This window comes from Thioclava pacifica DSM 10166 (assembly GCF_000714535.1).
GTDB lineage: Bacteria > Pseudomonadota > Alphaproteobacteria > Rhodobacterales > Rhodobacteraceae > Thioclava > Thioclava pacifica.
This window is the reverse complement of record NZ_AUND01000001.1, coordinates 481,168-493,239: the sequence shown is the minus strand read 5'-3', so window position 1 is coordinate 493,239 and position 12,072 is coordinate 481,168. Positions and strand designations below refer to the sequence as shown.

The window sequence follows — 12,072 nt, the reverse complement described above, 5'->3', positions numbered from 1 at the left end:
ATCACCCGCCGCGCCGGAACCCCTGCACGATCAGGTCAAGCCAGCTGACCGGCGGCCACCAGAACAGGACGAGCACGATCACGCCCCCGACCAGCCCAACGGCCAGCGCCAACTCGCGCCGGTGACACAGCGTCTGCGCAGCCGCCGACCAGAGCAGGTTGCGGATCACCGGCCAATGCAGCCAGATGTGCCAGCCCCCGGCGCCGATGAAGAGCAGCCCCATCGACAGGTGCAACAACTCCCATTGCGCGCGCCCGAGACCCAAAAGCGTCCATCCAAGCTCGCGGGCGAGACGGCCCGAGGGAGCGATGGTCACGGCCAGCCCGGAGACCACCATCACGAGGAAACTGAGCCCCACGAGGAACACCGCCGCCGCGCGCGGTGAGAACGGCGCTTGCTTGCGGGCGGCGGGGGTCGGGCAAGGGTCGTGATCGGAATGGGACATGGCACAGCTCCAATACGATTTGCGTCACTCTAGGCGCATCGGTTTCGCACAGCCATGATCGTGGTCAAATCCGCCGCCCGGTGAGGCTTCTTAGTCTGGCTGCGAAATCTTGCCCCCGCCGATCAGCGCCGCAACGCCCGTCGTCGAAGGTCCCGACGTCGGCATCCCGCGCGCCACCCGCACCGCGAGATAGGCGAAGGCCTGTGCCTCGAGCATGTCGCCATCGAGCCCGATATCCTCGACCGGCTGGACCGGGCAGTTGATCCGCGATTGCAGCGCCACCATCAGCGCCTGATTGAGCCGCCCGCCGCCCGTGACATAGATCGCGGCAGGCGGGGCGGGATAATGTTCGCCCCCGCGCGCGACGGCCGCGGCGGCACAGGCCGTCAGCGTGGCCGCCGCATCAGCGTCATCAAGCGCGCTCACCAGTGTGAGGATGTCGTGGAAGTCATTGCGGTCGAGCGATTTGGGCGGCATGCGCAGGAAGAACGGATGGGCAAGAAAGGCCTCGAGCACGCTCTCGTCGACCCGCCCCTGAAGCGCAAGCTCTCCTCCGGCATCGAACTCGCCCTTCAACCGCAGACGGATCAGGTCGTTGATCGGCGCATTGGCCGGTCCGGTGTCAAAGGCCAGAACCGCGCCCGGCACCTCCGCGCTCGGCTGGCGCGGATCGACCCAGCTCACATTGCCGACGCCACCGAGATTGAGAAACACCACCGGTGCCTCAAGCCCCGCATGTTTCGCGCAGGCGAAATGGAAAAACGGCGCAAGCGGCGCACCCTGCCCGCCCATCTCGACATCCATCGAACGGAAATCCCAGACGACCGGCTTGCCCAGCACCTCGGCCAGAACCGTCCCGTCGCCCGCCTGATGGGTGCGGCGCCGGCCCAAGCGTCCCTCGGGATCATGCGCGAGCGTCTGGCCGTGAAAGCCGATCAGGCGCGCCTCACCCAGCCCGCTGAGCAACTCGGCATGGGCGGTCTCGACCACCTCGGCCGCCTCCTCGACACCCGCCTCACCGGGCCAGCGGCCAAGGGCGGCATGGAGCGCGGCGCGTTCGCTTTCGGTATAGGGGCGGTAATCAGAGCGGCCAAAATCGAGGATCCGGGTGCCATCTGTCAGCACCAGCGCTGCATCCACACCGTCCAGAGACGTGCCCGACATGGCACCTGCTGCCCAGACCGGCCCGGATTTCAACATGGCTTCCCTCTCGCCGCCTGTCCCGATATATGCACGTGCAGCGAAAAGGAACAAGCACGATGACCTACCATCCGAAATCAGACTTCATGCGCGTGATGATCGAGCGGGGCTTTTTGGCCGACTGCACCGATTATCAGGGGCTGGACGAGGCTTTGGTCAAAGGTACCGTGCCGGGCTATATCGGCTTCGATGCGACGGCGAAATCTCTCCATGTCGGCTCGCTGATCCAGATCATGATGCTGCGCTGGCTGCAAAAGACCGGCCACCAGCCGATCACGCTGATGGGCGGTGGCACGACGAAGGTGGGCGACCCCTCCTTCCGCGCTGATGAACGCCCGCTGCTGACGCCCGACCAGATCGACGACAATATCGCGGGCATCAAGCAGGTCTTTGCGAAATACCTCGATTACGAGGCCGAGGTGCCGGCGCTGATGCTCAATAACGCCGAGTGGCTCGACGGGCTGAACTACCTCGATTTCCTGCGCGATATCGGGCGGCATTTCTCGGTGAACCGGATGCTGTCTTTTGAATCCGTGAAATCGCGCCTCGATCGCGAGCAGAGCCTCAGCTTCCTCGAATTCAACTACATGATCCTGCAGGCCTATGACTTCCTGGAGCTGAACCGCCGTTACGGCTGCCTGCTGCAGATGGGCGGCTCGGATCAGTGGGGCAATATCGTCAACGGGATCGACCTGACGCGCCGCGTGCTCGATCAGGAGATCTACGGCCTGACCTCGCCGCTGCTGACCACTTCGGACGGCAAGAAGATGGGGAAATCGGCGAGCGGGGCGATCTGGCTCAACGAAGACATGCTCAGCTCCTACGAGTTCTGGCAGTTCTGGCGCAACACGACCGATGCCGATGTCGGTCGTTTCCTCAAGCTCTATACCGAGCTGCCCATCGAGGAATGCGAACGCCTCGGCGCGCTGCAAGGCTCGGAGATCAACGAGGCGAAGGTGCGTCTGGCCAACGAAGTCACCGCACTTTGCCACGGCTGGGAGGCCGCGAAAGCTGCCGAGACCACCGCACGCGAGGTCTTCGAGAAGGGCGGCGTGGGCGATGACCTGCCAACCCTGACGCTGGATGCCGGTGAACTCGGCGAGGGGATCTCGCTCGCCCAGCTCGTCGTGCGCTCGGGGCTCGCGAAATCGGGCAAGGACGGCAAGCGTCTCATCGCGGAAGGCGGTCTCAAGGTCGACGACGAAACCTGCACCGATGCGGGCCGCATGTTTGCCGCTGCCGATCTGGCGAAACCGGTCAAACTCAGCGCAGGCAAGAAACGCCACGCGCTGGTCGAGCTCGGCTGAGCGAGTGTCACACTAAAGACCCGTGCGCCTCCGCCCCCCGGTGGCGCACATCCCGCCTTGCCCCTTCTTCTTGATGAAAATATCTCGGGGGTGAATGGCGAAGCCAGAGGGGGCAGCGCCCCCTTCCGCTCCAAGGCTTGTCGCGGATCCGTCGATCTGGGGAGCGCCTTGCCCTGCCCACGGCATCGACCCTCAGGCCAGATGCAGATGGACCCTGCGGTTGAGCTTGCCCTTCTTCTCGATCTTGCCGATCTTCAGCGCCCCGATCTCGCCGGTCGAGGCGACATGCGTGCCGCCGCAGGGTTGCAGGTCGATCCGTTCCGCCCCTTCGCCGATCGCGATCAGCCGCACCCAGCCCTGCCCCGTGGGCGGGGCCACGGACATCGTCTTGACCAGTTCCGGCTGGGCCTCCAGCTCCTCGTCGGTGATCCATTGTTCCGTCACCTTGAGATCGCGCGCCACCCAGTCATTGAGCTTGCGCTCGATCGCCTCAAGATCCTCGGGTTTCTCGGGCATGTCGAAATCGAGGCGCCCCTTTTCCGCGCCGATCTGCCCGCCCGTCACGGGGAGCGGGATCGCGACCGAAAGCAGGTGCAGAGCGGTATGGACACGCATATGGCGGTGGCGACGTTCCCAGTCGATCTCCTGGCGGACTTTCGTGCCGACGGGCGGCAGCGGCTGGGGCTCGGCGGGGACAAGGATCACTGCCCCCGGCGCGCCCGGCTCGGCCTTCACGGCCGTGGCAATCTCGATTTCGCCGCCCTCCCAGCGCAGCCGCCCGCTATCGCCGGGCTGGCCGCCTCCAGTCGGATAGAAGATCGAATCCGCGCAATAGATCCCGCCTTCCTCGGTCAGCCCGGTCACGCGCGTTTCGAGATCGCGCGCATAGGGGTGAACGCGGAAGCTCTGCTCCTCGGGCATGTCAGCGGTCTCCACCATCCGATCCTCCATCTTGCCGTTCAATGCCTTCCATACCTTCGCCCGGCTGGGGCGTCCCCAGATCCTCGCGGGTCACCGGATGGGGCGTCGTGTCGGCCTCGACCGCGGGCTTCGGCTGCACGCCTTGCAGCACTTCGGGATTGCGCAGCCAGACATCGCGCTGCGCAAACGGGATCTCGATCCCGGCCTCGGTGAAGCGCTGGTTGATCTCGTGGTTCATCTCGGATTTCACCCGCATGATGAAATTCACATCCGACAGGATCACCCGCACCTCGAAATCGAGGCTATCCGCGCCGAAGCCGTTGAAGATCACCGTGGGCTCGGGGTTCATCATCACCAGTGACTGGTTCTTCGCGATATCGAGCAGGATCTCCTCGACCTTGCGGGTATCGGTGCCATAGGCCACGCCCACCGGCAGGATCAGGCGTCCGGTCAGATTGCCGCGCGTCCAGTTCGTCACCTGCCCCGCGATCAGATCCGCATTGGGGACGATCACCTCGGTGCGATCGAAGGTCTCGATCCGGGTGGAGCGCACCGAGATCGCCTTCACGACCCCCATCTGCCCACCGACCTCGATCCAGTCACCCTCCGAGATCGGGCGTTCGATCAGCAAGATGATCCCCGAGACGAAGTTCTGGACGATCGTCTGAAGACCAAACCCCACGCCGACCGAGAGCGCACCCGCGACGATGGCGAGCGAGCTCAGATCGATCCCGGCGGAAGAGATCGCGACCACTGCGGCGAGGAAAATCCCGATATAACCGACGCCGGAGATGATCGCGTTCTGCCCGCCCTTGTCGATCTTCGTCTTGGGCAGAAGCGAGGTCTTGAGCGCGCCCTGCACCAGCCGCGTCGCCATCAGGCCGATCACGAAGATGATCGCGAAGGTCAGGAAGATACCGGGCGAAATCGTAATCCCGCCGACCGAGATCCCGTTGCGGAACCGCGTCCACATCTCAAGCAGATCGGCCGGTCGCGCCCCCCAGATCAGCGCCGCGAACGGGAGCGACGCGATGCTCAGCAAGAAACCGATCAGCGTTGGAATCAACGAGTCGCGTCCCTCGTCATCGCGCCGGGTGACGAAGACATAAAGATCGGTGAAGAAGAGATGCAGAACCAGAACCAGCGCGATAAGGCCCAGCGTCATGATCGTGGGCCAGATCAGCGCGTTTGCCGCGTTCACATAGCCGATCGCCCCCAGGATCGGAGCGATCACCGAGATCGCGATCAGCGCATTGCCCATGAGCCCGACGAGACGGTCGCGGAAGGCGCTCTCCGCGCTCGCGCTGGTCTCGTTGCGCAAGTGGCGGCGCAGCAGCTGGCCAAAGCGGAACAAAAGGATTGCCGCGAGCACTTGAAGCGGGAAGGCCAGCACGCCGAAGCCTGCATCGAGAAGCTTGCCGACCGAGTCGACCGCCTCCGAAGTCGAGGCGCCGGTATCGAGAACCGCCTCGCCGCGCTGGACCACCCAATCGCCGAACGGCCCCTGCACAGCGGCCAGAATCGCCAGCGACACGGTCAGGAAACGCCCCTCCCGGCGACGCTCGGGTTGCAACGTGAAGGGTGCGGATTGGCGATCCGTACGCGGAAAGACCCGCCCTGCCAGCCAGATCGCCGCGAAAAAGGCCGAAAGCACCACCCCGATCGCCATCAGGAACTCTGTCCAGCGCGCGCCGAATAGCGCGGTCTGGATCAACGCCGTGACAAGCAACGCGACACCGATGATCGGCAACATGATCTGACCGAAGGAGACGATGAAGTCGATCACCCTCTGGGCGCGCCAGGCGAGCCGCTTCTCGAGCAGATCGGCCAGTCTCATGATCCAGAGCCGTCCGCGCGCAACCAGCAGAAGTGCCACCAGCAGCAGCGCCACGATCACCGGGGCACGCTCGCGCGCGGTCGCGTAGGGATCAGGCTTTTCGAGCTGCCCGCTCATCTCGGTCGCAAGCGCCCCGCCGAGCCCCGAGAGCACCTTGACCCCAGCGGGCCAGTTGATCGGGTTGAGCGGGGACGGTGTGAGCCGCATCAGCTTGTCGGTCTGTCGCGACCTGAGAAGCTTGTCGATATTGGCGATGATACTGTCGGCGCGGCTTGCCGCTTCGGTGGCACGAATGCCGGGCGCCTGCAATTGCGCGAGCTGTTCCGTGAGCGCCTTGCGTCGGTCCGCGATCGCCTGATCCTCGGTCTCGCCCTCTTTGGGTGCGGGACCGAGCGCTTCGATCTGCGCCTTCACCGTCGAGATCTGCGTCGCGTTCGTGCTTTCCGCCTCCTGGAACTTCGTGCGCCAGTCGGTCAGCGAATTCCGGATACTGTCAAAAGCCGCTTGCGGCGCGCTATCCGCCTGCACCATCTCTTCGGCACGCGTCGCCAACCGGTCCCAGCTATCGTAATCGAGCGGATCGCTGGTCTGCGCCAGCGCCAGCCCCGGCAGGGCCAGCGTCAGGACAAGCAGCAGCAGACGGGTCAGGCGCAGGATCATTCCGCGAAGACCTCCGGAACGTCACGCGGCGCGCGGTCGAGCCAGTCGGGCACCGGCAGCCCCTTGCCCTTGAGGAAGTCGGGATTGAAGAGCTTGGACTGGTAGCGGGTGCCGTAATCACACAGGACCGTCACGATCGTGTGGCCCGGCCCCATTTCCTGCGCCATGCGGATCGCGCCGGCGACGTTGATCCCCGACGAGCCGCCCAGGCACAGCCCCTCTTCCGAGAGAAGATCGAACACGATGGGCAGCGCCTCGGTATCGGGAATGTTGAAGCTCATGTCCGGGGTGAAGCCCTCGAGGTTCGCCGTGATGCGTCCCTGCCCGATCCCTTCGGTGATCGAGGAACCCTGCGAGGCCAGCTCGCCCGTGGTGTAGAAGCTGTGAAGCGCCGCGCCATCGGGATCGGCCAGCGCGATCTTCACGCCCTTGGGCTGCAACGCCATGCCGACACCCGCGAAAGTGCCACCCGAGCCCACCGCACAGATGAACCCGTCCACCTTGCCGCCGGTCTGATCCCAGATCTCGGGGCCAGTGGTCTCGATATGGGCCTGACGGTTCGCGGTGTTGTCGAACTGGTTGGCCCAGATCGCCCCGTTCGGGTCCGTCTTGGCGATCTCTTTCGCGAGCCGCTCGGAGTAGCGCACGTAATTGTTCGGATTGCGGTAGGGCGCGGCCGGAACCTGCACCAGCTCGGCCCCGGCGAGCCGCAGCATGTCCTTCTTTTCCTGGCTCTGGGTCTCAGGGATCACGATCACCGAGCGAAAGCCCATCGAGGCCCCCACCAGCGCCAGACCTATGCCCGTATTGCCCGCCGTGCCCTCGACGATAGTGCCGCCCGGCGCCAGCTCGCCGCGCTGAATCGCATCGCGGATGATGTAGAGCGCGGCGCGGTCCTTCACCGACTGGCCCGGATTCAGGAATTCCGCCTTGCCGAGGATCGTGCACCCCGTCGCCTCGGACGCCTTCCTGAGCTTGATAAGCGGTGTGTTTCCGATCGCCGCTGCCAGATCGCCACTGATGCGCATCTCCACTCTCCCTTCGCGCGCCCCGCTTCGGGGCCGTTGGATCCAGACTTAGGCTGACGCGCCTCCCACCTCAAGCCTCGGCGCGCAACCGTTCGCGCATCCGATCAAGCCAGAGCGCAAGCAGGATCAGGGGCGCATTGCCCGCCTCACCCGTACTCACAAGCCCAAGAAGTGCATCGAAGGAGAGAAGATGCGGACGGATATCCTCTCCCTCGGCTTCCACGCCGCCGGGCGCCCCCGCGCCATCGGGCAGATCGGCAATCCCGATATAGGAATAGATGAATTCCGACTTCGCACCCGGCGAAGGGTAATAGCGTGGCGCCTCGATCAGGCGCTCGATCGTGATCCCCGCTTCCTCGCCCGCCTCACGCAACGCCGCCTGCTCGGGCGTCTCGCCGGGATCGACCCGCCCCGCGATCGCCTCGATCATCCACGGGTTCGGCTCACCGCGCGCCAACGGGCCGGTGCGAAACTGCTCGACCAGCAGCACCCGGTCGCGCTTCGGGTCATAGGGCAGAACCACCGTTGCATCGCCCGAGACGAATGCCGCACGGTCGAGCTTGGCGCTCATCCCGCCCGCGAAGAGGCGGTGGCGCAGATCATAATCTTCGACGGCGAAAAACTTCGCGTAGGCAGTGGTTTGCGCGTCGATCTTCAGATCGCCATCAGCGACGGAACGGCGCAGCGCCTGCGGCATCGGCTCGGCACGGGCGCGCAGGGTCGAGGCCGCGCGCACGAGGATCGCATGATAGCGGGCATTGGCACGTTCGGGTCCGATCACCTCGGCCTCGGCGATGAAGCGTCGCGCGCCTTCGGTCTTGAGCGCGGCCCATTTCGGCGTCCAGTCCGACAGCGTCCAAGGGTCTCCGAGTTCCCAGCGTCCGGCCTGAGGCAGCCAGAGCTTGGCCAGATACGGCCCCTGCGCGGTCGTGACCTCGCGTTGCACCGCGTCATAGCCCGCCTCGTACCAGGAGATGCGTTCGGCCTCGACCGCGGTAAGATCCGCGAGCAGCCCCTGTACCGCCGCGCCCTCCTCGAGCTGAAGGATCGGAAAGCCCAGGCCCTGTCCATTGCGACAGGCCTCATACACACCAAAACCGGGCAGGCGCGCGGGCCGCAGCGCGGGAACCCGACCGATCACGGCTTCCAGAAGTGGCGGGTGGCAAAGCGTTCCGTAGAAGAAATGACGTATCATCACAGTCCAAAGCAAACGCCGCGCGAATTGCGCGGCGCGGCCCAGCCTGCGGAAGCGGCCGGAGATGTCAAGCGACGGGGCTCAGCGCCCGAAGCGACGATGTCCGTATTCGGAAAGCACGCCGGCAACCATCGCGCCGATCCCGAGGGTCAGCAGCGGCTGCACGCTCAGCGAGGCCAGCCCGATCCCGATCCCCTGCCCGGCCACATCGGTGATTGCCGAGAGGACATCATCGTAGCGCATCCGCACCGCGAGCTTGAACATCTGGATCGTGCCGAGAAAGGCGAAGGTTGCCGCGAGCAGGTAGAGCGCGCCGCGCAGACCGTCATTGCAGGCATCAACCCAGCGACGTCCTGGGCGCACGCCCACGACGCGCCAGCCAAACATCAATCCGAAGGACGCCATGATCAGAGGGAGCTCCTCCGCCCCATCGGTACCGGCGGGAACCCTGGGCAAGATGCTCTGGGCCGCCATGAACCCTGTAGCCGCGAGCATGATGCCAGCGAAGAGCTTCGACATGGTCGGAATCTGGACCTGCGAATTGCGGACGACAACGCGCTGCATCTTGGTTTCCTCATTCCTCGACTCGAGGGTTATCGTTTCGTAGCGTCTACAGTTAACGGGCGATTTAGGCGAAACTATGGCGATTGACGCAGCGGCAGGGTTCGAAATTCAGTCAACCGTCAATGGATTTGCGACATTGCCAGGAAATCTCTGGCACTAGAGGCACCAAGCGCTTGGGCGCGCTTGATTTTCGCCCCCTGTAAGGCCGAAACGATGCGCGGCCGCACGCGCGCCGGCCACGGAAATGGAAACGGCGCGCCTCCGTCATGGAAAGCGCGCCGTTTGCCTTTGTCCAAATCTCAGGCGGCCTCAGCCGATACGGTAGTTGGGCGATTCCCGCGTGATCTGAACGTCATGCACGTGGCTTTCCTTGAGCCCCGAACCGGTGATCTTCACGAAATTGCACCCGCCGCGCATATCCGCGATCGTGCCGTTGCCGGTATAGCCCATCGCCGCGCGCAGACCGCCCACGAGTTGGTGGATCACCGCGCCGGCAGGGCCTTTGTAGGGCACCTGGCCCTCGATCCCTTCGGGAACGAGCTTGTCATTCGCCGCGTCCTTCTGGAAATAGCGATCGGCCGAGCCGCGCGCCATCGCGCCGAGCGAGCCCATCCCGCGATAGCTCTTGTAGGAGCGGCCCTGGTAAAGGATCACCTCGCCGGGGCTCTCATCGGTGCCGGCGATGGCCGAGCCGACCATGGCGCAGCTCGCGCCCGCCGCGATGGCCTTGGCAAAATCGCCCGAGAACTTGATCCCGCCATCGGCGATGATCGGGATGTCGCCCGCCGCCGCAGCCGCATCCATGATCGCGGTGAGCTGGGGCACGCCCACGCCTGCCACGATCCGTGTGGTGCAGATCGAACCCGGGCCGATCCCGACCTTCACCGCATCCGCACCCGCGTCGATCAGCGCCTTCGTTGCCTCGGCAGTCGCCACGTTGCCCGCGATCACCTGCACATCGCTCGACAGCTTCTTGATCCGCAGCACCGCGTCGATCACGCCCTGGCTGTGACCATGGGCGGTGTCGACGACGACGATATCGACGCCCGCGTCGATCAGCGCCTCGGACCGCTCGAACCCCGCATCGCCGACCGAAGTCGCGGCGGCCACGCGCAGCCGACCCAGCTCATCCTTGCAGGCGGTCGGGTTGAGAACGGACTGCTCGCTGTCGCGCAGGGTCAGAAGCCCCGTCAGCTTGCCTTCCGCATCGGTGACCAGAAGCTTCTCGATCCGGCGCTCGCGCATCATCGCAATCGCCTCGGCCCGGTCCGCAGGCTCTTGCAGCACCGCAAGACGCTCCTTGGTCATCATCACCGAAACGGGCGTGCTGTCCTTCTGCGCAAAGCGCATGTCGCGATTGGTCACGATCCCCACGACGCGGCGGTTTTCATCGACGACCGGAAAGCCCGAGAAGCCGAAGCGCTCGGTCAGCGCCTTGGCATCGGCGAGCGTCTGATCGGGGCGCAGGGTGATCGGGTTGTAGACGATCCCGCTCTCGAAGCGCTTCACGCGGCGGACCTCGTCGGATTGCTCGGCCACGGTGAGGTTCTTGTGGATCACGCCCATGCCCCCCGCCTGCGCCATCGCAATCGCCATGCGCGCCTCGGTCACGGTATCCATCGCCGAGGACAGAAGCGGAATGTTGAGCTTGATCTTCCGGGTCACATAGGTCGAGACATCAGCCGTCGCGGGCAGCACCGAAGAGGCCGCGGGAACAAGAAGAACGTCGTCGAAGGTGAGCGCCTCGCGAATCTGCATGGGGGATCTCCGGTGTCCAGATGCGTTTGGCAGTTTGCTGTTTCACGCAATGGACGCGAAGGCAACCCCCAAGGCGCGCAACGGGTTGTGCGCGCGGGCCCCTTGTCCCGATCGGCCTGAGGGCCGCCTCAGGCGATGGCCGCGTTGGTCTTCATCGCGAGCTGGCCTTTGGCCCAAAGTTTGAACACCTGGATCGCGATCGGAATGACGATCAGCGTCGCTGCGATCAGCACGACGGCCCCCGGCATCGACCAAGGCCCGCCCTGCGCCAGCCAGCACCCCGCAAGCGCTGTCGCCGGGAAGGTGAAGGCGCCCCAGAGCGGGCTGAAACCGCCCGCGAGGAGCCAACGGATCGAGGCCAGAAGAACCAGCGCGTAAAGCCCCGCGAGCCCGGCCATCACCTGCGCGATCCCGACCGCGTCGAACCCGGTCGCAACGGTGCCGATAACGGCCGCGGGAGCGAGATGGATCGCAAGCAACGGGCGCAGTGGCGCGGGCACCTTCTCGCGGGCAAACTGGTTGATCGAGGCCAGCCAGATTCCCACTGTCGCGCCGAATGCGACCCAGAACATCGCCAGCGCCGGCTGCACCAGACCCAGCGCCTGCGCGGCCAGTGCGCCGACGATCCAACCCGAGAAGGTCAGCTGCCAGGTCGGATTGACCCGGCGCTGCTCGGCCGGACCGGTCATCAGCGTGTAGATCACCGTGACGATGAAGCCCAGATGCACCGCGACCCCGAGCCAGAACAGAGCGAGCGCCACGATCCCGTAAGGCGCAAGAGCCGCCGCCACGAGATAGATCACCAGCACCCCCGCCGCGAGCCCTGCCCGCCCCGGCAGGATTCGCAGATCCTCGGTCACGACCCCCGGTCGGCGGACGATCTTCGCGACATAGGCCAGAAGCGTGAACACCGCGAGCAGCGTGACCGCACCGAGAAACAGCTCGGCCAGATCCGGCGGCAGCGCAAATTCCCGTACCCCGCGCCGCCAGGCGATCCCCAGCCCCATCAGCCCCAAAACCGGCGGAAACATCGCAGGCGGCGTACGGCGGAACAGGCCCTTGGGCGTCATCTTGGGCGGAGCAAAGGACATTTGCGGTTTCCTCTTTCAGTACCGCCCCAGTCTTATCCCCGCAAATCGGGCGCTTGCAATATTTCC

The 12,072-nt window shown here is 65.2% G+C and carries 10 protein-coding genes; 1 reads left to right on the top strand and 9 read right to left on the bottom strand.

What is annotated here, in order from left to right; translation table 11 throughout:
- Position 1 precedes the first annotated feature (1 nt).
- Together TP2_RS02205 and TP2_RS02200 are read right to left on the bottom strand one after the other, a co-directional pair.
- Positions 2–445: a DUF4405 domain-containing protein gene (locus TP2_RS02205; RefSeq protein ID WP_051692118.1), complete on the bottom strand. Its 444-nt coding sequence runs from the start codon at positions 443–445 to the stop codon at positions 2–4.
- Between the two features lie 90 nt (positions 446–535).
- The gene (locus tag TP2_RS02200; RefSeq protein ID WP_038072839.1) at positions 536–1,645 is read right to left on the bottom strand and encodes an anhydro-N-acetylmuramic acid kinase; all 1,110 of its coding nucleotides are present in this window, start codon (positions 1,643–1,645) and stop codon (positions 536–538) included.
- Between the two features lie 59 nt (positions 1,646–1,704).
- Here TP2_RS02200 and tyrS point away from each other — a divergent pair, with 59 nt between their 5' ends.
- Positions 1,705–2,952: a tyrosine--tRNA ligase gene (gene tyrS, locus TP2_RS02195; RefSeq protein WP_038072830.1), complete on the top strand. Its 1,248-nt coding sequence runs from the start codon at positions 1,705–1,707 to the stop codon at positions 2,950–2,952.
- A 192-nt stretch (positions 2,953–3,144) separates the two neighbouring features.
- On the opposite strand, the gene TP2_RS02190 is transcribed toward tyrS, so the two are convergent.
- From TP2_RS02190 to TP2_RS02160, 7 genes are all read right to left on the bottom strand, one after another.
- Positions 3,145–3,891: an alanyl-tRNA editing protein gene (locus tag TP2_RS02190; protein WP_240473686.1), complete on the bottom strand. Its 747-nt coding sequence runs from the start codon at positions 3,889–3,891 to the stop codon at positions 3,145–3,147.
- Positions 3,875–6,370 carry a DUF3772 domain-containing protein gene (locus TP2_RS02185; protein ID WP_051692117.1) on the bottom strand — a complete coding sequence of 832 codons (2,496 nt, stop codon included), beginning with the start codon at positions 6,368–6,370 and terminating at the stop codon, positions 3,875–3,877. Before TP2_RS02185 ends, TP2_RS02190 begins: the two co-directional genes overlap by 17 nt.
- Positions 6,367–7,398 carry a cysteine synthase A gene (locus TP2_RS02180; protein WP_038072829.1) on the bottom strand — a complete coding sequence of 344 codons (1,032 nt, stop codon included), beginning with the start codon at positions 7,396–7,398 and terminating at the stop codon, positions 6,367–6,369. Before TP2_RS02180 ends, TP2_RS02185 begins: the two co-directional genes overlap by 4 nt.
- Positions 7,399–7,468: 70 nt before the next feature.
- Positions 7,469–8,593, bottom strand: a complete 1,125-nt coding sequence (locus TP2_RS02175) for an NUDIX domain-containing protein (protein WP_038073363.1) — start codon at positions 8,591–8,593, stop codon at positions 7,469–7,471.
- An 81-nt stretch (positions 8,594–8,674) separates the two neighbouring features.
- Positions 8,675–9,157: a TrgA family protein gene (locus tag TP2_RS02170; protein WP_038072828.1), complete on the bottom strand. Its 483-nt coding sequence runs from the start codon at positions 9,155–9,157 to the stop codon at positions 8,675–8,677.
- A 309-nt stretch (positions 9,158–9,466) separates the two neighbouring features.
- Positions 9,467–10,915: an IMP dehydrogenase gene (gene guaB, locus TP2_RS02165; protein WP_038072822.1), complete on the bottom strand. Its 1,449-nt coding sequence runs from the start codon at positions 10,913–10,915 to the stop codon at positions 9,467–9,469.
- Between the two features lie 128 nt (positions 10,916–11,043).
- A complete protein-coding gene (locus TP2_RS02160; RefSeq protein ID WP_038072820.1) occupies positions 11,044–12,006 on the bottom strand; it encodes a TDT family transporter in 963 nt (320 codons plus the stop codon).
- Between the last annotated feature and the right edge of the window lie 66 nt (positions 12,007–12,072).